The following is a 21,475-nucleotide window of genomic DNA, read 5'->3' as shown; positions in this document are numbered from 1 at the left end:
GCCGAGTGCTCGATCAGGTACCGGTGGCCGGCGCCCTCCTCGCGGACGGCATCGACGATGTTCGTCACGGCCTCCCACTGGTGGAACCGCGGGAAGAGCATGCTGGTGCGCCGTACCGACGTCCCCGTCGCGACGTCCCACTCCTGCCTGGTCTCCACGATCATCAGCCGTCCGATGATGGTGAGCCAGGTGTCCTTCTCCCAGACCCGCTCCCACAGGTACGCCGTCGCCGACCGACCCTCGGCACCTGGCGGGTTCCCTGCCCCGCCGTCGTGGCCGATGTTGAACGGCAGGAAATGGGTCTTCTCGCCCTCCAACCTGGTGGTCATCGCCGCCAGGTCGTTGGAGACCGCGAAGTGCACCAGCGCCCGATGCCCGAACGACAGCAACGGCTCCGGCCGGCCGTTCGTGACCGGGCGCCGGTCCTTGCGGTACTGGCTGATCGCCTCGTCCAGCGACTGCGTGAAGTCCGTCTTCAACTCCACCGTCGCCACCGGCAGCCCGTTGACGAAGAACACCAGGTCCAGACTGCGCTGATCCGCGGTGGAGAAACGCACCTGCCGCATCACCCGCACCCGCATCGCCGCATACTGCGCCACCGTCGTCACATTCAGGCTGGTCTCCGGCCGGAACTGCGCCAGCTTCAACCGGCCACCACCGATGTAGACGACCCCGTTGCGCAGGATGTTCAATGTCCCGCCGCCATGCTCCAGCGGCTTGTCGAGCGCCGTGGTCAGCACGTCGAGGAACTTCGCCTCCGACCCGGCAGCCTTCAACGCCTTCCCGTACGCCGCCGGCTGGGTCTCCTCCAACCAGGCAAACACATCCTCGGGGAAGAGCGCCCGCTCACGGTCATACCCGGAGTCGTCCACCGAGTACAACCACCCGCGAGCCTCCAGGTATGCACAGACCTCGGACTCGAAGACGACCTCGTTGTGGTCGGCCATCAGACCAACTCCCGCACATCGACCTGCCCCGTCACCGCCGCCGTGACCAGCGCCGCCCGCCGCTCCTTTGAGAGTTCGATGAACCGCTCAGCCTCGGCGATGAGCGTGTCGATCTTCGCGGTTTGCTCATCAAGGTACGTCGCGATCCGGTGCTGCTCATCCGGGTCAGGCAGCCGAATGCGAAGTTCCCGAATGTCCCTCTGAGAGATCTTCTGCATCGTGTGGCTCATGCCTTTGGACGCCGCGCTGATCTGCACACGTATGGCAGGGGAGCCAAGTGCAAAAGCAACGAACACCGGATCGGCGTCGGACGCGAGTGATATTCCGTAGGTTAGGTCGGAAAGGAGCAGCCGCGGGTAGTCGTCGTCCACTACGGCAGCCGCACCGACCAGGTCCTTCGTGTTCGAGCGTGACATGACGAGTTCGCCCCGACGCAGCGCGAACTCCGGCCGGGGATTCTCGTCATCAGGGAGCCGCTTGTTCTCGGCGGGTTGGAACCGGCCGGTGTTCGCGCATCCGACCTTCAGCACTCCCCATTCCGTCACTCCGTCTGCGGGCCAATTCTCACAATTGGGGCTCCACCCCTGACGTAGTGCCGTGATAACGCGGCGGAACTCGACCTCTGTGCCCTTCGAGGTCGCATGGGCAATAACTGCCGTACGCCGCTCGCGGAGCATCTCGATCAGGCGCCGCTGCTCCTCAATGAGCGTGTCGATGCGGACGGTTTCGCGGTCGAGGTAGTTGGCGATAGCGCGTTGCTCAGATTGGTTCGGTATGTAGACATCGATCGTCTTCAGGGCTGAGAACGGCACCTCCGTGGTGCGAACGTTGGCCTGGTCGCCCGCGCCGATGCCGCGCTCCCGCTTGATGAGTTCCTCGGTGAACCACGACGACTTCATCAAGTAGGCGATGAAACGCGGGTCCGTTCCTTCGCGAGGTCGCATGACCTCGTAGTGGTAGGTGACGAGCCCGTCTTCGGCCGCCACGCCCATTGCGCCAGAGCGAATGCTCATCTTGTTGAAGACGATGTCGTTGGTCCGGCACACCTTGTAGTTGTCGAGTGACTCTGCCCGCTGAGGGGCGTCCGTCAACTCACTTCGCCGAATCACGCCCCGCGTCTGGGATACCGACATGAGCGGAAGATCCACGCCCGGGATGCGTTCGTCGATCTTCTCCATTGCGTGTCCGAATCGGGTCACTTCTCAACCTCTCGCAGCAGGTCGAGGATCTTGGCGACCTGCTTCTCCAAGTCCGCGTCGATCTCGGCGAGGGGGCGGGGTGGGACGTACTTGTAGAAGTGACGGGTGAAGGGGATCTCGTAGCCGGTCTTGACCTTGGCCCAGTCTATCCAGGCGTCGGGGACGTGCGGCTTCACCTCGGCGGCGAAGTAGGCGTTGATGACCTCGATCTTGCCGGCCCGGCCGGCGGTCGAGTCGCCGTAGGTGAAGGGGACGTTCTCGGTGTCGCGCTTCTTCGGGTCGGGCTTGGGCTGGCCCTTGCGGTCGACGACCGGCTTGCCGTCCTCGCCGAGGAGCGGCCGTTCGACGGTGATGGTCCAGTAGCCGAACTCGTCGTTGCGCAGCACCTTGGAGTAGTCGGGGTCGGCGTCGAGGAAGCCGGCGTACAGGCGGGCGACCTTCTTGCGGTCGGCGTCGGAGATCTCGCGACCTTTGGAGCCGAGGTTCTTGCGCATCTTGGTCCAGAACGAGGTGCCGTCGATGAGTTGGACCAGGCCCCTGCGGTCGGGGTGCTTGGTGTTGTCGAGGATCCAGATGTACGTGGCGATGCCGGTGTTGAAGAACATGTTGGTTGGCAGTGCGACGATCGCGTCGACCAGGTCGTTCTCCAGCAGCCACTTGCGGATGTTGGAAGGCCCGGACTCGGCGGCGCCGTTGAACAGCGGCGAGCCGTTCATGACGATCCCGACCCGGCCGCCGCCGTCCGCGGGTGCCCGCATCTTGTGGGCCAGGTGAAGCAGGAAGAGCATCTGCCCGTCCGAGGTCGCCGGCAGGCCGGGGGCGAACCGGCCGTACGGGCCGGCCTCGTCGCGCTCCTTGGTGACCTTCTTGGCGTACTGCTTCCAGTCGACGCCGTACGGCGGGTTGGACATGCAGAAGTCGAACTTCTTGCCCTTGAAGGCGTCGTCGGTGAGCGTGTTGCCGAAGGCGATGTTGGTCGCGTCGTGGCCCTTGGCGAGCAGGTCCGACTTGCAGATCGCGTACGACTGCGGGTTGTACTCCTGGCCGTACAGGCTCAGCTTCGCGTCCGGGTTCTCCGCGAGCAGGTGCTCCTCGGCCAGGGCGAGCATGCCGCCGGTGCCCGCGGTCGGGTCGTAGAGGGTGCGGACGATGCCGGCCTCGGTCAGGTCGACGTCCTTCTCCGCGAAGAGCAGGTCGACCAGCAGGCGGATCGCGTCGCGCGGGGTGTAGTGGTCGCCGGAGGTCTCGTTCGCGGCCTCGTTGAACTTACGGATGATGTACTCGAACGCATCGCCCATGTCGGCATTCGACACCACATCGGGGTGCAGGTCGATTGCCTTGAACGAGGTGACGATCTCGCGTAGGAGCCCGGCCTTCTCCAGAGCGAGGATCTCTTTCTTGAAGTCGAAGTACTCGAACACGTCCACGTCCGCCGAGAACCGGTCGATGTAGTCGGCCAGGTTGTCCGCCAGCCCGTCGGCGTCGGCCAGGAGGTTGCTGAATCCGTAGTGGGAGGTGTTGTAGAACGGCCTGCCGGTCGCCTTCTTCACCTCGATCTTCAGCCGGTTCGGATTGTCGAACGTCCGCGCGAGCTCGCGGACCGTCTCCCGGTCGGGTTCGAGGATGCAGTCGAGCCGGCGCAGGATCGTGAGCGGGAGGATCACGTTGCCGTACTGGTTGGGGCGGTAGGGACCCCGAAGCTGGTCGGCGATCGACCAGATGAAACTACCGAGGGTGCTCACAGGGCTCCTTGAGGGAATCTCACGCGAAGACGGAGTGCCGGACGCCCGGGCCATGGGCCACCGGCGCCGCCGTGTTCGGCGGCCGAAGTTCCTGACCAGTCCGTTCCAGCAACCGAGCAGTCTGGCGGGCTCGTCGATTCTGATCTCACCCGACTCGAGGCATGGCCTGCTGGAAGTTCTCGGCGACGTACCGCTGTCGACGACGGCGAGGACCAGCACCTCGTCGTCGGCGAGCAGACGGTGAAGCCGCTCTGGCCACGGTTCGCGGTGACCAGGTCGATCCCGACGTCGGTCACCCCGGCACGGCCAGGCCAGGCCGTCCACTGCCAGACCTCGGAGAACCTCTCGGTCCACCCCGGGTCGGCCTCCAGGTACACCTTGATCAGCAGCTCGAACTTGTCACCTTTGTCCCGCTCGTCCAGCGACGCGGCACGAGGATCCCCCGGCAACTCGCGAATCGTGATCCCCACGGGCGATAGTCTGCCGTACAGGTCTGACAATCACGCCAAGACCCTTGCGACACAGTCAGCATCCGGCTAAAGACCGCCCTACGCTGCGGCGGCTTAGGACCACGCCACGCTCACCACGAGAGCATCTGATCTCGGTGGACGCGGGATCGTGGCCGCGGACTACGGGCCGACGACCGGCGCGGATCATCGCGGAACTTCACCGTCTCGGGTCCGCAGTAAGACGATGCGGGAGTCGCGATCTGGATAGATCATCGAGTGGCCGGGTAGGGGTACCGGCCCGACGGCAGATCGGTCGTAATGTTGCTCTTTGTGTCGAAAACTGTCGACCGTGTGATATATCGGTGCCATCACCGTGATGCGAGGGGGCCCGTGGACACCGACATCGCCGCCATCCTCACGAGGCTCGGCCAGGTCGATCCGACCGACCCGCGGGATCTGCGTCGCGTCTGCGACGCCACTGCGGCGGCCTTGGCCGCGGCCGGCGTCGAGCCGCCGTTCCAGGTCCGCGCCGCTGACGCGATCGCCGACCCGTGGCTAACCTGCTCGCGGCTCTACTGGGGGCGCCGCCTGCTCACTGAGCCGACTATGCAGGTCGCGGCCCAGTGCGCCCGCTGGCTGGCCGCACATACCAACGACCTGACAGCCCAGCAGCGGGACGTGATCGTCGAGGTGTGGTCGCTCGGGTTCGCGGAGGCGACCAGGGACACAGTCGACTCGCGCTACGACGTCGCCGCGGCCACGGGCAGGCTCGCCGACGAGCCCNNGGGCAGGCTCGCCGACGAGCCCGCCGACGTCCGCAGCTTTGTCGTGCTTTACCACGCCGCCAAGTTGCGGGCGAACTACTGGTTCGATGAGCTGGACCTCTTCCTGGAATCCTCGCCGCTGATCGCCACCGGCCGGGACCAGGCACACGGTCCTCTGCTCGCGGCGTTCCGTGCGTTCGCCGCGTTCGGCAGCCGTCGGCGGACCGTCGAGTACGCCACCGGTCTGTTCACCCAGGCGTGGGACGCTGCCCTGCGATCACGGCAGGTCGTGGACGTCTGCCTGGACGGGCTGCGTGTGGCACCGCCGTTCGAGGGGCGGGGGGAATTGCTGCGCCGCCATGCTGCCGAGGCGGCCAGCATCTATCCCGATGATCATAAAATCCGGTACTGCCTGGCGCAGGGGCAGCGGATGTGCGGCCTGCTCTCGGAGGCACTCGATACGATCGGGACCGCGCTGCGGCTCCTGTCCGCCGCGGGCGAATGGGACTCCGCCGCCAGGCCGCGCTACCTGCAAGAACATGACTTCATCTGCTACCTGCGGCGCCATGGCCGGGAAGACGCTGCCCAGCAGGCCGCAGCAGACCAGGACAGGGCCGCAGCGCGCCAGCTCCAGCGTCGGCTCCGGGACCCCAGCGCGCTGATGGGCATGGTGGTACTCGTTGTCATCCTCGAAGTCGTCTTGGTGATTCTTGCCGGGAGATCGAGCGCCGCCGGTGCACTGGACTTGCGGGCCCGTCTGGGGATGCAGGCGGCTCTCGGCGGGAGTCTGCTGCTCCTCGTCGCGTTCGTCAGCGCGATGACGAGGTTGACCGTTCTCGGGCGTCGTCGTCCCCGGTAGCGGTCGCCGGTCCGCTTCGCAGGGCGGCATCGCGTGACTGGAGGCGCGGCAGTCGCTGGGAGGCCGGCCTTCACGATCGGGAGCAGCGAAACGCGCAGGCGGGGCAGGCGGTAGCGATCGGCGGCAGTCTTTCTGCGCTGAGCAGCGGGGACAGCCAGCGTCGCCGCGCTGTCTGATTCGCTGGGCCAGTCTCCTGGCATTGCGACGGTTAGGTCGCTGCGGTCACGCTATGGTCACCTATGGTCTCTCCCCAGGCTCTTCATCGGGTGCAGGGAGCACGCATGATCTGCTGGATCAACGGATCGTTCGGGGCGGGTAAGACGACGTTCACCGAGGAGCTGAGACGGCGGTGCCCGGACGCGGTGGTGTTCGACCCGGAGGAGGTCGGGTTCATGCTGCGCGACATGCTCCCCCCGGCCCCGTCGGGTGACTTCCAGGACCTGCCCGCGTGGAGGCTTCTGGTCGTGGAGACCGGGCGGGTGCTGGTTTAGCAGCACGACGGGCTCGTCCTCGCGCCGATGACCGTGGTCGATCCGGGATACGCGCGGGAGATCTTCGGCGGGCTGGCCGCATACGGGATCGCGGTGCGGCACTTCTTCCTCAAGGTGCCGCCCGCACGGCTGCGGGAGCGGATCACCGGGCAGGTCATCCACCCCGGCGACCCGCAGCGGGATGCCGAGGTCCGGCGATGGCGCCTCGCCCAGGTCGATCGGTGTGCCGCCGCCGAGGACACCCTGCCCAGTGACACGGTCATCCTCGACGGCAAGTTACCGGTGGCGGCGCTGGCGGACGAGGTGCTGGAAGTGCTCCGGCAGGAGGGCCAGTTCTCGCTGTAGGGCGGGAGTGCTGCCGGCCATGCTCAGGCCGGGCGACTCGACCATGGCAGAACCTGGCCCGGGCAGCTCGGAATAGACGCTCGCCGTCACGGCTCCGGCGTCTCGCCAATGCCGGAATCGGCTGTCAAGCAAGAGCAGGATCGCGGGGGCACTGTGTACCCTCGGCCGGCTTGGCGAGGGGGTCACCGAAGACGGCCTGAAGGGTTGTGAAGGCCAGGTCTCGCAGGGACTCGGGCACACGGGGCTGCCGGGAAGCCGGTGGCGGAGGCTGGCGGTGCGCGCGGCCAGGGGGCGCGCAGACACGCTGACCCGTCGTCATCGGAGGATCGCGGCCCGCGCTACGGGCGAGACGCGATCTTCTGAGTGGGTGTTCTGTGAGCTCTTGCCGGGTCTGGGTCTGAGTTGATGTCTGGTTTGCGTGCCTGGTGGCGGTTTCGGGGCTGGTCGGGTTGCGCCTGGTGGTGGGTGCGTTCTGCTGGAAGGCGTGAGCGAACGCAAACCGTACCCGAGTGATCTGTCGGACGAAGCGTGGGAGCTGATCCGCCCGGTCCTCACCGCGTGGAAGGCGGCGCACCCATCGGTGTCCGGGCATGCGGGTCGTTACGACATGCGGGAGATCGTGAACGCGGTCCTGTACCAGACCCGGACCGGCTGCCAGTGGCGCTATCTTCCCCACGACCTGCCACCGGTGTCCGCGGTGTACTACTACTTCGGCGCCTGGCGGGATGACGGGACCACCGAGACGATCCACGACCTACTGCGCTGGCAGGTCCGGGAGCATCACCGCCGCCCGGCTGATCCGAGCGCGGTCGTGCTGGACTCCCAGACGGTCCGGTCCTCCACCAACGCCCCGGCCGACACCACGGGGCTGGATCCGGGAAAGAAAAGCCGGGGCCGAAAACGCGGGATCGCGACCGACACCCTTGGCCTGCTCATCGCCGTCACGGTCGTCGCCGCGTCCGTGCACGACAACCTCATCGGCACCGCCCTGTTGGACGCGGTCGCGCTCGCCGCGCCGTCGGTGCGTACGGCGTGGGTGGACGCCGGGTTCAAGAACACCGTCGCCGAACACGGCGCCGCTCTGGGCATCGACGTCGAGGTCGTCGGCCACGGGCCTCGGGGGCGGGGGTTCACCCCGCTGCCCAAGCGGTGGCGAGTCGAGCAGACCTTCGGCACGTTGATGCTGCACCGCCGCCTGGCCCGGGACTACGAAGCGAGACCGGCCAGCGCGGTCGCGAGGATCCACTGGTCGATGGTCGACGTGATGACCCGCCGGCTGACCCGCGCGGCCACCCCGACCTGGCGCGACCCGCCGACCTGACCAACAAACGACGGGTGCGAGAGGCGGGAGCGGTGATGAAGGACCTGTTGGAACGGATCGAGGCCCGGCGTGTCCGGGCCGCGCGGACCGTGGAACGGCTCCAGGCCGAGATAGCCGGGCTCACCGAGCAGCTCGCCGCCGCCGAACACGACCTGGAACGGCTGGAAATCACCCGCGAGACGGTGCTGGACCTGTCCGCCGAGGACAACGCCACACCGGTCGAGATGCCGCCAGGCTATCGCGAGGTGGTCGCCCTGTTCGAGCACGACGGGAACGGGCTACGCGCCAAGGACGCCTGCCAGGCACTGGGCACCGGCACCGAACCCCGCCACATCGAAAGCATGCGCGCCAAACTGAAACGCCTCGTCGACCGCGGCGTGCTCACCGAACCCGACCCCGGCCTGTTCGTCCTGCCCCGGCCCACCCCAGAGATCAGCTCAAGCTGAGACCCGACGAAGACTCACAGAACACCCACTTAGGTTTTTGATCGTCTGGTTTGGCTGTTGGGATCTTCGCCTGGTTCGCTGCCTGTTGTGACGCCGGAGGAGATGGAACAGGTGCGTCCGGTCGTGGAGGAGTTCGCGGCGCGGATGCTGGCGGACCTGCCACGCAAGGACCAACGGGCCAAGGGCGAGCTCTACCTGCGTGGGCTGATGCTGGACGGGAAGCGCAAGAGCCTGGTGCCGATGGCCGCCCGGCTCGGGGTGGACCATCAGGGCCTGCAGCAGTTCCTGCGGAACTCGACGTGGGAGCACGGCGAGGTCCGCCGGCGGCTGGCGGGCTGGGCGGTGGAGTTCGTGGCCCCGGAGGCGCTGGTCGTCGATGACACCGGGTTCCCGAAGGACGGTCCGGCCTCGCCGGGGGTGGCCCGGATGTACTCCGGCACGCTGGGGAAGGTCGGCAACTGCCAGATCGGGGTGTCCGTGCACGCGGTGACCGACTGGGCGTCGGCGGCGCTGGACTGGCGGCTGTTCCTGCCTGCGTCCTGGGACGACACCGCCTGCGATCCGGCCGAGGCCGCGGCAGTCCGCGACCGCCGGACACGGGCCGGGATCCCCACCGAGGTCCGGCACCGGGAGAAGTGGCGCCTGGCGTTGGACATGTTCGACGAGCTCGCCGGCTGGGGCGTGCCGCCCCGGCCGGTCGTCGCGGACGCCGGCTACGGCGACGCCGCCGAGTTCCGTCAGGCTCTCACCGACCGGCGCCTGGTCTACGTGCTCGGGGTGACCCCCACCGCCACCGCCCACCCCGCCGACGCCGTACCGGTCACCGCGCCCTACTCCGGGAACGGACGCCGCCCCGTCCCGGCCTACCCCGACCCGCCGTCCACGTTGAAAGCCCTCGCGCTGGCCGCCGGCCGCAGCGCGCTGCGCACCGTGACCTGGCGACACGGCACCCACCGAAGCCCAGCCAACCCCGACGCGGCGATGCGCTCCCGGTTCATGGCCCTGCGGATCCGCCCCACCGCCAAAGCCCTCACCCGCGCCGACGACCGCAGCCTGCCGGAATGCTGGCTGCTGGCCGAATGGCCCCCCGGCAAGGCCGAACCCACCGACTACTGGCTGTCGACCCTGCCCGCCGACATCCCCCTGCGCCAACTCGTACGCCTCGCGAAGATCCGCTGGCGGATCGAACACGACTACCGCGAGCTCAAGGACGGCCTCGGCCTCGACCACCACGAAGGACGCTCCTTCCTCGGCTGGCACCGCCACGTCACCCTCGTCTGCGTCGCCCAGGCGTTGTGCACCCAGCTCAGACGCAGCCCAAAAGCCCCTGCGCCGGCCTGACCCTCTACGGAGTCCTCCGCATGCTCCAGACCCTGCTCAACGTCTGGACCGGCGCCTGCCGCACCTGCCACCGCCCCTACGAACCGTTACCAGGAGGAACACCTCCACATCCCGGAGTCACCTAACAAAGTCCTATTAGAACCTGTTTTGAATCTTGGGTTCGGACAGCGAGCCGCGTCCAGGTGGTTCCTGGCAAGGCGGAAGGCCGAGCCGATACCGGATGAGTTGTATCGGTTCGGCCAACAACGAAGCCAGGGGCCGGCTGGGCGTGGATCGCCCGGACAGAAGATTCAAAACAGGTTCTTAGAGATATCAGACCAGCGACCGTCCCCGGCGCCGTCCTTAATATTGGAGCTCATAACCGTCAGCATGTTTCCAGTTTCCCGTCAACGATTTTCTCCTGATGAAGGGGTCGCTCTGATCCTGCCGACACCGGCCAGGATTGGTGGTGACGATTCTTGTCGGACTGGGTGTACCAGACGATCTGGATACACGTACCCAGGTGCGCGAACAGCCAGCGTGCCTGGTCAGCTGAGGAGAATGACCCGCGTAGCCCACCGTCGCACCCGACAACACAAACATGATCGTCGAATTGGAGTCCCCAGGCGAGTATGCGGGCATTCGACCGGTCGCCGTGCTCCTCGACCAAGGCGAACGGGCAGGGTGCCGCAGCGGCGACGAACGCCTCCAGCGTCCCCGCCTCATCCTGGCAGGCGGCCGGCTGTGCCATCCCAGCCGAGCCCTCACGGCTGGGAGCATCTGTCTGCTGGCCATCGGCCGTCATGTCCGCCTTCCCGTTGTCAAGGTGTGCGCGTGGCTGCCACGGCGACGGAGCGCTCCCAGGCGGTCGGAAATGGCAAGCGGTAGACGTCTCCGCTGCCCAACCGCTCCCCGATGGGTGCCGCGGGTCCCCGGTCGGATCTGCCTGCGCGCAATCAGCCCGGTGGGGCCGGCCAGCGTTGATCCTGACACGCATGGTCTGGCCGGCAGACAGCTCGGCGGCGGGCGGATCGCGGGAGGACCTGGTCGGCGGCGCTATCCGTGACCATCGTCGCCGTCGCTGGGGCCAGTTGTCTGGTTGCCAAAGGTCTGTACGACGGTGACAGCGCGGCGCAGCGCCGCGGCGGTCGTGTGGGCTTCCTCGGGGGTGAGGCGTCCGTAGCCGTCGAGTTCACCACCGTCACCGGCATCGATGACGATCATCGGTGGGTGGGTTGTCGAGGCGGTAACGTACTGTTCGATCGTCACCCGGACTGCTGCCTCCCCACGCAGCCCGGGGATCTCCGGAAGGTCGATCAGGGCGAGCTCGGTGGTGTGGTAGTCGCCAGGGCCGTCCGTCTCCACGTGCAGGTGGCCGGCGGGCTCCTGGCACCACGGCGGGCAGGAACGGTCGTGATCGTCGTCGGTCATGCTGGCGTCGCCTGAGTCTCGGTCGGTGCGGCCGGTCGGGTATGGGTGTCGGTGCGGTCGGCTGCCGGTCGTTGCATCCAGTCGTCGAGCGCGCGCAGGCCGTCGATGACGCGTTGGAGCAGCGTGTGGTCGTGGACGATCGGATCGGCGCTGCTCACATCCCCGTCGGCCTGCGGGCTTCGGCGAGGCAGGCCCGCCGATCCCGGCACATCGGTGACGACGGCGGAAATCGGTGGTGTGTCGTGCGCTATGACTGCCCAGACGACCTTGCCGTTCGTCCGGTAGCCGCCGTCGGCGGTGCGGACCCGGACCCAGTAGTAGCCGGTGTCTCGGGTCAGGGCGCTGACCAGGTGCAGGCCGCGGCCGTCCTCGGCGTTGGGATCGGCGTCCCGGCGGGTCGGCTGCCCGGTGTCCCCGTCCCACACCTCGACGATCACGTCGTGGTGGCTGTAGGTGAGGCGCACGGCGACTCTGGCAACCGAGTGGCTGTCGTTGTGCTGGTGTGCTCGATGGCCGGCGCGCGTCGCGTTGGTGACCAGTTCCGACACCACGATGGCCACGTCGGTTAGCCCGTCGAGCCCCCAGCGCTGGAGTTGCGCCATGACGTTCTGGCGGGCGGTGCCGACGGAACGAACGTGTGCGGGGTAGTGCCAGACGTGCTGTAGCGACATGAGGACGAAACGCGTGGGCTCGGGGAACGTGGCGGGGGCGAGAGCGGCGGTCATGACGGCTTTCTCGGCTGGAGGATCTGGCACGAAGCGGCTCTCCTGGCCACGAGGCGCGTGCCTGCTCGCCGGGCTGTGGGCATGTGGCCTGACAGCAAGAACGCGTGACGCTGTGGGCCGTGGGGCGAGAATGCCGGAGGAAGCGGGATGCCGTGACTGGGTGTCCGGAGCGAACCCGTCGGGCTCCATCAGGAACCCCCCTGCGACGGCCGGCCCGCCACCGCGAACTCTTCGCCCGTGTAGGGCCTCCGATCAGCTGGCCTGGGCCTGGTGCCAAGGGCGCTGCCAGGGCGCGTCGCGCACGCGGTCCTCATCATCCGAGCAATCCTCGCCGAGAGTAGTCATAACGGAACCGTTACACCATCGCCCCGATGGCGTCAGACAGTCATTCCCCCCGTCACGAAGAAGCTGTTCGTTGCGTCCCACCCCTTTTGACCTGGAGAAACGTCCTGGACCACGTCTGTCGATTCGGGACGGTGCCCGCCTTCACTCCCCGAGGAGCAATCGTTCACCACCGTGGACACGCCATGCGGGAGCACAGGACAACCCCCGTGCGCAGAGGGACGCCCCATCCTCATGGCTATGCCCAGCCGGCGAGTCGGACAGGACGAGCGATGGTCCCGGAAACGGGCGATCGGCGTTTCCGCCTGTTTCCACGGTTCTGCCGGGGTCAACGACCGCGAACCGATTTTTTCGTACCCGTGACCTTCCAGCGCGGGAGGACGAGGATGGCGAGCCCTCGTTGACCTTCAGGCGGACCGCGGCGATCTGCTGGGGCAGCTGCTAACGGCACACCCACATCGTGATCTTCTGGCCGTTGACAGACCGGAACCGCCCGTCTACCGTCCGGGTTCTCGGCGCAGGTGGGTGAAGAGCGTGTCGACCTCGCCGGGCGGGGAGTCGCGGTAGGTCGTCCAGGCATCGAAGATTTCTTCCGCGCCACGGATCATGGTGTCCGGCAGGCATGCGGCACGCAGGGCAGCGGCGGCTTCGGCCATCTCCGGTGACCACCGCCACGCACGAGCGGCGACGGAGGGAAGATAGTCGGGTTCGGCGAGGATCGGGCGGTGGTAGCGCTGCCCCTCCGCGGTCAGGACGTCCCCGACGCCGTAGTGCTCGGCGAGCGCGTGGGCGAGTCCGGCGAGGGCGCGGCTGGCCTTCTGGAACACCGCCTGCGCGGTCTTCAGCGCCGACGCGGCGCCGATTTGGTCGGAGATCGGTAGGACGTCCAGGTCGGAGCCGGTGAACAGGTCCGCCACGGCGGTGGTGTCCTCGGGTGTGCCGGCGAGGTAGAGCCGGGTGGTCCCCGGCCCGGTGGGCGGCGGGCCGATGATCGCGCCGTCGACGACCCGGACCGTGGTGTCCGCGAACAGGTCACCGATCGCTGCCATCCGTTCGGGGGTGAGCGCGTTCGCGTCGAGGAAGAGCCCGTGGCGGAAGCCGGCCGCCAGCACCGCCGCGGCGATCCGGTCGGCGACCTGCGGGGGACACAGGGAGATCACCACGTCCGCGTCGTGGACGAGGGCGGTCATGTCCGGTGCGGGCCGCAACCCGGCGGCGCTGGCGCGGGACGCGGTCGCGGCGCTGCGCCCTTCCGGCAGCCACCGCACCCGCGCCCTGCCGGTGGCCTGCCGGCCTACCGCCGCGCCCATCGCCCCGGGGTGCAGCAGCGCCACCACCGGCCGCGCCGGGCAACTCATTCGGCGTCGGCGCGGGTGTCGTGGAAGCGGTTCGTGGTCTGCGTAGCGGTCGTGCAGGTATCCAGGATCTCCTCACGCAGGTGCTGGGCGGGGAGCAGATCCCGATACCGGGGCCGGTCCGCGACGGTGGCGAGCTGGCGAAGTCGGCGCAGGACGCTGTCGGTGGGCCGGTGCGCCGTGGCGTCCAGGACGGTCCGGATCGTCTGCGCCGCGCCGTCGAGTTCGGAGCGCTCCAGGTGGGCGGCGGCCAGGTCGAGCCGGGCCAGCGACAGTTCCCCGAGCCGCTGTTCGCTGGTGGGCGCGGCCTCGTACAGACCGATCGCGGCTCTGGCGACCTGTTCGGCGCGAGTCGCCCAGTTGGCCGCGGGCAGGGCCTGGCCGTGTAGTCCCAGGTAGGAGGATGCGGTGTAGAAGAACTGTTTGGGCTCGGGAAAGGCCAGCATCCCGCCGGGCGCGTCATCGTCGGTGATCTCGTCGCGGGCCTGGCCGGCACGCCGCAGCGCGTCCCGCACCGTTGCCTCGTCGCCCAACCGGCCCGCGGCGCGTGCCTCCAGGGCTGCCGCCCGGACGCGTGCGGTGCCGTGTTCCGGAACGAATTCCCAGCCGTGGCGGGCCAGCGAGACGGCCTCGGGCAGACTGCCCTGCCAGTAGGCGATCAGGCTTTGCATGCCACGGACCCAGCAGCGCAGGCCGTTGTGCCCGGCCAGCTCCCCGCACAGGAAGGCTGTCCGTGCCTGGGTCGCCGCGGCATGGAGGTAGCCGAGGTCGAAGGAGGCGTTGGCCAGCATGCCGCACAACATGCCCGCGATCACATACAGCTCTCGGGTCTCGTCCGGACGCTGTCGCTCTTCCAGCAGGCTGAACGCGTGGTTGCGCAGATCGACGATCTCGGCGAACGACGGCGCGACGGGACGATAGGGGTAGCGTGTGGCCAGCCAGGTCAGATCCGCGTGGAACTGTTCGACTGTCAGCGGGCCCACGTTGCTGCGACCAGATGCCCGGCCGAAATCGGCGGACTCACGAGCTGCCATGACGACCATCCTCTCCACAAGCCATCCTGCCAGTGGCGTGTCCAGGGACGGCCTGCTGTGTCCGACGGCGATCCGCCGTGCCGCGACACCCTCGGTGACAGGCCGGAATCCTCCGTGACGATCATTCTGTCGGGAGTCCATCCCTATAGAAGCGGACGATTCTGGTGAGCCCACGTCGTCGTTTCCTATGAGACCCAGTCTGGCTGGGATGATTCCTCTGCCGGCTGGTATGGGTGACGATGGTACGGATTGGCGCATGCCGTTGATCAGGAGCATGTCGGTGGGTGCGAGGTGTTCCCGGTCGTCGAGATCGAGCAGGGTGTGGATGTCGGTGCCGTAGATCGTGGCGAGCACGGCGAGGACCTGTGGGGTGAGGCGTCGGCGGGCCGGGAACGGCCAGTTCTCCAGCTCGGACAGCCAGGGAGCGCTCATCGAGGCGGTGCCATCCGGGTCAGAGCCGAGGCGGGCGACCGCGGCGTTGATGTGGCCGGCTGCCTGCTGCTGGGTCCAGCCGTGCGCCACGCGGTGGGCGGCACGAGGCCGTAGCCGGTAGCGGCGGGCGAACTCGACGGCGATCTCGTCGTGCGCCATGCCCACCGCGCGCATCCGGGCGCGCAACTCCTCCTGCTCGACGCGCTGGCTGCTCCTGTCCATGCCGCGGTGCTTCCTCCCTGAGTCTGGATGGCGATCGGCCTCGGGGCTCTCGGTCACCGACCGAACTGTCGCAACCGTAGCTGTCCGCTCACGGCCAGAACAGAGGGGTCGGGTAGATCGAAGCGGCCGCATCGCCGGTGATGGTGGACAGGATGTGGAATACCGCCGGCCGCGGCGTTCGTGGGGTGAACCGAGCGCGGGTCGCTGCTTGTCCGCGGCGCCCTCCAGGCGACGAGCGAGATCGCGTCCTTGCGGGCCCCGCCGAACGAATCGGCGTCATCGCTCCGGACAAAGCGGAGCAGGCGGCGGCGTTCTCGCAGGTCAACGGCCTTGTGAGGGCCGAAGGAAACGTTCGTGGTGGGGGGAATGACCCACCTCCTGGCATCGGCCATCGTGGTGGTGCGTCACGCACGGCATCAATTCGATCTTGTTCGTTGCGCGCGGCGTGGCGCCCGAGGGAAACATGATGATCATGTTCTTGTGTCGGCCGGCTTCGCCTGCGCGGGAGCAAGGGCGACACGGAGGTCTCCATACCGATCCACTCACGCTAGAAAGATCGTCAAAGTCAGGAGGTCGCCCGAACCGTGGCGGTCCACACGCATCGAGAGAGGACGTCGCTATGAGCGTCGACATCACCACCCGGGCCGAGGAGCTCCGCGACGCCCTCGTCGACAAGATCATCAAAGGGCATGTGCGGCAGGGTCTCACGATGCGCGCCGACGTGGAGCGGGCGCTAAGGACGGTTCCGCGGGAGTTGTTCACTCCGGGGGTCTCTCTGGAGGAGGCATACGAGGACACCGCGATCGTCACCAAGCGCCGCGAGGACGGTGTGGGCATCAGTTCGGTGTCCGCGCCGTATTTGATCGCGGAGATGCTGGGTCAGGCCAGCGGCCGACACGTTCTTGAGGTGGGCAGTGGTGGGTATAACGCCGCGCTGCTGCGGGAGATCGCCGGGCCGGACGGGTCGGTGACGACCGTCGACATCGACCCGGACGTCACTGACAGGGCCCGCGCCTGCCTGGACGCGGCGGGCTACACCGACGTCAAGGTGGTATGCGCCGACGCCGAGTTCGGGATCGAGCCCGGCCGCACCTACGACATGATCATAATCACCGTGGGCGCGTGGGACATTCCTCCGGCTTGGATCAGCCAACTCGCCGACGGCGGCACCCTCGTCGTCCCGCTTCGCACCTTGGGTATGACCCGGTCCTGGGCGCTCCAGCGTTCCGGGAATCACCTTGTCAGCCGCAGCAACCTGATGTGTGGATTCGTTCCGATGCAGGGCGCCGGCGCCAGCGATAGCTGGAACGTCGCCCTCGGCGACGGCGTGACCCTGTGGCTCACCGAACCCCAGCAGGACATCGACGGCGGCGCTGTCACCGGCGTGTTTTCCCAGGAACGTCATGAGGCGCGGTCGGGAGTGACCGTCCCTGGCGGGCGTCTTTCCGCCAACCTTGACCTGTGGCTGGCCACCCACCTACCTGACTTCGGCTCGATGATCGTTCCGCAGGAGGCGATCGACAGCGGTCTCGTCGTTCCGTCGTGGCGCTGGGGCACCCCGGCGTTCGTCGACGGTACGACCCTGGCTTACCGGGGGAAGCTGCGCCAGGTCGACGAGGCCGGGACCGAGTTCGAGTACGTCGCCTACGCCCATGGACCCGGCGCGGCCGGGGCCGCCGAGCGGATGGCCGACCAGATCCGCGCATGGGATGAGGTCGACCGTCCGGCTCCGACACTGTGCGTTTTTCCGATCGACACGCCCGACGCCGACCTTCCGGAAGGGCTGGTGCTGAACAAGAGACACAGCCGCGTCGTATTCACCTGGCCGCTCTCGAAATAGCAACCCTTCCGGAAACGAACCCCTCTTCTCCGCGGAAGGGGAAATGGTTTCCGAGATCCATCTCAGAAAGGATGCCCTCTGATGGACACCATGGACACCTCGGAGTTCCGTCTCAATATCCAGCTCGTCGACGCCGGGCCCGCGCCCGCGACCGGTTCGGATGACTGCACCTCCGACAAGTGCGGATCCGGAGAAACCGGCAGCGACGCCTGCACCACCAACGGCTGACGCTGATGTGTGGCCCGGCCCCCTGCGCAGGGGGCCGGGCCACACACCCACAGCTCATGGGTGGAGGTGCGGGTGCGCGCGTATGAGGCCGTGGACGCGGCACTGATCAGGACCACGACGATCCCCGCGGATCTGGAACTACCGCCGTGGCCGGACCTGACCGGCGACGACGTCCCTGGCTGGCAGGTGTGGCTCCGACGGGTATGGGCGTTGCGCGGGTTCGCCGACGCGGTGCGGACCGCGTCACCGGAGCTGGCCGCCCAGGTGGAGCGGCAGCTCGCCTCGCCTGCGCCCGCTGCCCGAAGCGCGACGCGGCCGGTGCGGCGGCTGGTAGAGACGCTGACGCGGTATCTGCTGCGCTGGACGAGCAGAGCGACGCCGTTCGGGCTGTTCGCGGGCATCGCCCCGGTGGAGTTCAGCACCCGCGCGCATGCCGCGTGGGGCGGTGACCACCGGGTCGTGATCCGGCCGGACGGGCTGTTCCTGGACGAGCAGGCGGAGCGGATCGAGCAGCGGCTGGCCACCCTGCGGACGGTCCCGGTCGTGACGAACGGCCTCGGGTTCGCCCGCGGCCGTTCGTGGATCGTTCCGGGTGTGAGCGCCGAGGGCCACCTGCGGGATGCCGAGGTGGACCTGACCCGCCCGCTGCGGCTGGCCGTGGAAGCGGCGCGACGGCCGATCAGGTTCAGCGACCTGACCGCCAAGCTGGCCGTCGAGGCACCCACCGTCGACCTGGCGGTCATCGAGGAAATGCTGGCTGACCTGGTGGCCCACCGCGTGCTGCTCTCGGCTGTGCGCCCCCCGATGACGGTGACCGACCCGGCGACGCACCTCGCCCGCTACGCCGACCTTCCGGACTCGTCCGGACAGACCGTGGCCGATGTGGGAGTCGGCTGCTCGGTGGCCTTACCTGCGGCGGTGCTGCGCGAGGCCGAGCACGCCGCATCGATCCTTACCTTGGTCGCGCCGGAGATGCCGGGGTGGCGGGCCTATCACCAGGCGTTCCTCGAACGGTACGGGCCGGGCGCGGCGGTGCCCGTCCGAGAACTGGCAGCGGCGTCCGGGCTGGGCCTGCCGGCTGGATACCGAGGGTCCCATCGGCGCGAGCCGCAGCTGCTCACCGCTCGCGACGTGATGCTGGCGAAGATCGCCCAGCAGGCCGCCCTCGACGGCCGTGCCGACGTGGTCCTGGACGACGATCTGATCGCCAGGCTGACCGTCGGGCATCGGCCGCCGGTCCCGCACACCGAGCTACGTTTCAGCCTGGCGGCGCAGACCCTGGGTCATCTGGAACGGGGAGCGTTCACGCTGACCGTCATCAGCGGGGCCCGGCACGCCGGGGTGACCGTCGGCCGGTTCCTGCACCTGCTCGACGACACCGAGCGGGAGCGCTTCCGCCGCGCGTACGCCGCGCTGCCAACCGCCATGCCCGAAGCGATCATGACGCAGATCTCCGGGCCACCGCTGGCTCGGAAGATGACGGCCCTGGCCAGGGTTCCCGAGATCCTGCCGGTCCTGCCCCTCGGGGAATACCAGGAAAACCCCGGCCTCGATCTCGACGACCTGGCGGTCACGGGCGACGCGCGGCGGCTCTGGCTGGTGTCACTGTCCCGCGGCTGCCCGGTCGAGCCGATGCTGTTCAACGCGGTCGACCTCCCTGGCGGCCAGCAACCGCTCGCGCGGTTCCTCACAGAGATCTGGACGGCCTTCTCAGCGCCCTGCTGCCCGTTCACCTGGGGACCCGTCGCCCGCGAACTCCCGTTCCTCCCGCGCATCCGGTACGGCCGGTCGATCCTTCATCCCGCCCGATGGATCATCACGGCCAGGAGCCTCCCGGCCCGCGCCGCGCTCTTTCCTGACTGGCGGGATGCCTGGGAGCGGCTGCGGAAGACCTACCGGATCCCGTCCGAGGTCCTGCTCGGCGCCGACGATGTCCGGATCCGCATCGACCTCGACGAGCCCGCCCACCTCGCGCTCCTTCGCGGCCAGCTTGACCGGCAGCCGTACGCGGTCCTCACCGAGGCCGGCGACCGGCCCGGGTGGTTCGGAGGCAGACCCCACGAGCTCGTCGTCACGCTCGCCCGAGCCGCGAACCCGATCGAGCCGAGACACCCGCGCCCGGTGCGGGCCGCCAGCACCGTGGAGCACCGGCCGGGCCTATCGCCATGGCTGTATGTGAAGGTCTACGGCCGCGACGATGAGATCCTTGCCCGGCTCGCCGAACTGGTCGGCGACAACCAGAACAGTCAGGACCGCTGGTGGTTCATCCGCTATCACCAACCTGAACCCCATCTCCGGCTACGCGTCCCGCTGCGCGGCGCGGACCGTTTCGGGGCAGCCGTCCGGCAGTTCGGACGGTGGGCGGACCGTCTGCGCGCTCACGCGCTGCTGCGCGACTACACGATCCACACCTACCGGCCTGAGACCCGGTTCGGCACAGGTCCGACCCTGGCGGCGGCCGAAGCGGTGTTCGCCGCCGACTCCCACGCGGCCGTCCAGCGCCTGTCCGGCGACCGGACAGTCGCAACCGCCGCCGGACTGATCGGCATCGCCGACGGCTTCACCGGAAACGGACATGCCTGGCTCATCGATCACGTCGAGCACCGGGGCGACCCGGCGACAACAACCGCCGGCCGACCGGTGAGCGGTGGCCGTGAGCAGGTGATGCGGACAGTCCCCCTGTACGAGAACGACCGGCTCCGCCGGGCCCTGGTGGACTACCGGGCCCGTGTCGACCAGGACGGCCTCGACCCCGACCGGGTCCTGGCCGACCTGCTGCACCTGCACCACGCCCGGATGATCGGAGTTGACCTGGTCTCCGAGCGTCACTGCCTGCGGCTGGCCCGCGCTACCGCTCACACCCTGCTTGCCCGGGGCGTGTCATGAAGCCGGGGCAGTCCCTCAGCGGCGGCGCGGCCGGCATCGCCCTCCTTCACATCGAGCAGGCCCGAGGCGGCGCGGCCACCTGGGACCAAGCGAACGCGACCCTGATACAGGCCGTCGCCGACGGCGTCAGCATCGCGGCCACAGCCAGCCTTTACTACGGCGCTCCGGCTTTGTCCTTCGTCCTGCACGGTGTCGCCGACCGGCCCGGCCTCGCCACGGCCATGGCCACCGCGGACGCGGGCACCGCCATGGTCACCCGGCATCGTCTCGAAGCCGCGCATGCCAGGATCGACCAGCGCCGCCGGCCGCTGATGGCCGAATACGACCTCATCGGCGGCCTGACCGGCCTGGCCGTGGCGCTGCGCCGCAGCGGCGATCATGATCTGCTCCGCGACGTCCTCGGCTACCTGGTACGGCTCACCGAGCCCGTCGACGGCCTTCCCGGCTGGTGGTGCCCAACCGGCCCCAATCGCAGTCAGAAAGGGCCCATCGGAGGTCACAGCAACCACTCGATCGCCCACGGAATCGTCGGCCCGCTCGCCCTCCTGGCCATCGCTTTCCGTGATGGCATCGAGGTCGACGGACAAACGGATGCGATCACACGCATCTGCCGGTGGCTGGACGCCTGGGAGCAGCAGAAGGCCGGTGGCGGCTCGTGGTGGCCACAGATCGTCACGCTCGCCGACATCGACCGCGGTACCACCAGCCAACCGGGCCCGCTCAGACCTTCCTGGTGTTACGGAATTCCAGGCATCACCCGTGCCCTGCAACTCGCAGCCCGCGCCCTGCACGACCCCGCCCGTCAACAGCACGCCGAGACCGCCTTCCTCGACTGCCTGAACGATCCGGAGCAGCTCGGCCGTCTCATCGACCGGAGCCTGTGTCACGGGACCGGCGGCCTGCTCGCAACCGCCCGCAGCATCGCCGCCGACGCCCTCATCCCGATCCCTCTCACCCAGCCGCTGCTCCTGCACCAGAACGCCCCCGCCCAAGCCGACGAGCCCTCGGGTTTCCTGGTGGGATCGGCCGGTGCCGCCCTGGCCGCCGCCGGAACCAGGACGACCTCGTGGGACGCCGGCCTCCTGCTCCGCTGACGG

General features: G+C 68.4%; 17 protein-coding genes. 9 read left to right on the top strand and 8 right to left on the bottom strand.

Going from position 1 to position 21,475, the window contains the following annotated elements:
* The 4 genes from FrCorBMG51_RS17165 to FrCorBMG51_RS27085 form a co-directional block, all read right to left on the bottom strand.
* Positions 1–947, bottom strand: a 947-nt coding sequence (locus FrCorBMG51_RS17165; protein ID WP_047224076.1) for a type I restriction endonuclease, incomplete at its 3' end; no start/stop codon positions are given.
* Complete coding sequence (locus FrCorBMG51_RS17160; protein ID WP_047224075.1) at positions 947–2,125, bottom strand: restriction endonuclease subunit S; 1,179 nt, start codon at positions 2,123–2,125, stop codon at positions 947–949. The genes FrCorBMG51_RS17160 and FrCorBMG51_RS17165, both read right to left, overlap by 1 nt.
* Before the next feature lie 17 nt (positions 2,126–2,142).
* On the bottom strand, positions 2,143–3,888 hold the full coding sequence (locus tag FrCorBMG51_RS17155; protein WP_047224074.1) for an HsdM family class I SAM-dependent methyltransferase: 1,746 nt from the start codon (positions 3,886–3,888) through the stop codon (positions 2,143–2,145).
* Positions 3,885–4,358 (bottom strand): restriction endonuclease, encoded by a 474-nt coding sequence (locus tag FrCorBMG51_RS27085; protein ID WP_086055521.1) that lies wholly within the window; start codon positions 4,356–4,358, stop codon positions 3,885–3,887. Before FrCorBMG51_RS27085 ends, FrCorBMG51_RS17155 begins: the two co-directional genes overlap by 4 nt.
* A gap of 1,883 nt (positions 4,359–6,241) precedes the next feature.
* On the opposite strand from FrCorBMG51_RS27085, the gene FrCorBMG51_RS29800 reads away from it, so the two are divergent.
* From FrCorBMG51_RS29800 to FrCorBMG51_RS17125, 5 genes are all read left to right on the top strand, one after another.
* Entirely contained in the window at positions 6,242–6,451 is a 210-nt protein-coding gene (locus FrCorBMG51_RS29800) for a hypothetical protein (protein WP_200902481.1), read from the top strand.
* A 27-nt stretch (positions 6,452–6,478) separates the two neighbouring features.
* Positions 6,479–6,796, top strand: coding sequence for a hypothetical protein (locus FrCorBMG51_RS29795; protein ID WP_200902480.1), 318 nt, complete (start codon positions 6,479–6,481; stop codon positions 6,794–6,796).
* 484 nt (positions 6,797–7,280) lie between these two features.
* Positions 7,281–8,117 carry an IS5 family transposase gene (locus FrCorBMG51_RS17135; RefSeq protein ID WP_047224072.1) on the top strand — a complete coding sequence of 279 codons (837 nt, stop codon included), beginning with the start codon at positions 7,281–7,283 and terminating at the stop codon, positions 8,115–8,117.
* A gap of 35 nt (positions 8,118–8,152) precedes the next feature.
* On the top strand, positions 8,153–8,563 hold the full coding sequence (locus FrCorBMG51_RS17130; protein WP_047224071.1) for a hypothetical protein: 411 nt from the start codon (positions 8,153–8,155) through the stop codon (positions 8,561–8,563).
* Positions 8,564–8,650: 87 nt separating this feature from the next.
* Positions 8,651–9,904 (top strand): IS701 family transposase, encoded by a 1,254-nt coding sequence (locus FrCorBMG51_RS17125; protein ID WP_371390875.1) that lies wholly within the window; start codon positions 8,651–8,653, stop codon positions 9,902–9,904.
* 1,035 nt (positions 9,905–10,939) lie between these two features.
* Here the strand turns inward: FrCorBMG51_RS17125 and FrCorBMG51_RS17120 are convergent.
* The 4 genes from FrCorBMG51_RS17120 to FrCorBMG51_RS25480 all read right to left on the bottom strand — a co-directional run bounded on the left by FrCorBMG51_RS17120 (position 10,940) and on the right by FrCorBMG51_RS25480 (position 15,424).
* Positions 10,940–11,314, bottom strand: coding sequence for a DUF6907 domain-containing protein (locus FrCorBMG51_RS17120; RefSeq protein WP_047224069.1), 375 nt, complete (start codon positions 11,312–11,314; stop codon positions 10,940–10,942).
* Positions 11,311–12,039: an ATP-binding protein gene (locus FrCorBMG51_RS17115; RefSeq protein WP_076844212.1), complete on the bottom strand. Its 729-nt coding sequence runs from the start codon at positions 12,037–12,039 to the stop codon at positions 11,311–11,313. The genes FrCorBMG51_RS17120 and FrCorBMG51_RS17115 overlap by 4 nt, the downstream gene beginning before the upstream one ends.
* Positions 12,040–12,878: 839 nt before the next feature.
* Positions 12,879–13,739: a DUF1932 domain-containing protein gene (locus FrCorBMG51_RS17110; protein WP_047224068.1), complete on the bottom strand. Its 861-nt coding sequence runs from the start codon at positions 13,737–13,739 to the stop codon at positions 12,879–12,881.
* Positions 13,736–15,424, bottom strand: a complete 1,689-nt coding sequence (locus FrCorBMG51_RS25480) for an NsdA family TPR-like regulatory protein (RefSeq protein ID WP_052914773.1) — start codon at positions 15,422–15,424, stop codon at positions 13,736–13,738. The genes FrCorBMG51_RS17110 and FrCorBMG51_RS25480 overlap by 4 nt, the downstream gene beginning before the upstream one ends.
* Positions 15,425–16,043: 619 nt before the next feature.
* Here FrCorBMG51_RS25480 and fxlM point away from each other — a divergent pair.
* From fxlM to FrCorBMG51_RS17090, 4 genes are all read left to right on the top strand, one after another.
* On the top strand, positions 16,044–17,264 hold the full coding sequence (gene fxlM / locus FrCorBMG51_RS17100; protein WP_086055520.1) for a methyltransferase, FxLD system: 1,221 nt from the start codon (positions 16,044–16,046) through the stop codon (positions 17,262–17,264).
* An 81-nt stretch (positions 17,265–17,345) separates the two neighbouring features.
* Complete coding sequence (locus FrCorBMG51_RS28470) at positions 17,346–17,492, top strand: FxLD family lantipeptide (RefSeq protein WP_235433673.1); 147 nt, start codon at positions 17,346–17,348, stop codon at positions 17,490–17,492.
* Positions 17,493–17,564: 72 nt separating this feature from the next.
* Positions 17,565–20,378 carry a lantibiotic dehydratase gene (locus FrCorBMG51_RS17095; protein ID WP_047224067.1) on the top strand — a complete coding sequence of 938 codons (2,814 nt, stop codon included), beginning with the start codon at positions 17,565–17,567 and terminating at the stop codon, positions 20,376–20,378.
* Positions 20,375–21,472, top strand: coding sequence for a lanthionine synthetase C family protein (locus tag FrCorBMG51_RS17090; protein WP_047224066.1), 1,098 nt, complete (start codon positions 20,375–20,377; stop codon positions 21,470–21,472). Before FrCorBMG51_RS17095 ends, FrCorBMG51_RS17090 begins: the two co-directional genes overlap by 4 nt.
* The last annotated feature ends 3 nt before the right edge of the window (positions 21,473–21,475 follow it).

The organism is Protofrankia coriariae (assembly GCF_001017755.1).
GTDB lineage: Bacteria > Actinomycetota > Actinomycetes > Frankiales > Frankiaceae > Protofrankia > Protofrankia coriariae.
The sequence above is the reverse complement of the archived record's forward strand: the minus strand, read 5'-3'. Positions and strand labels throughout refer to the sequence as shown.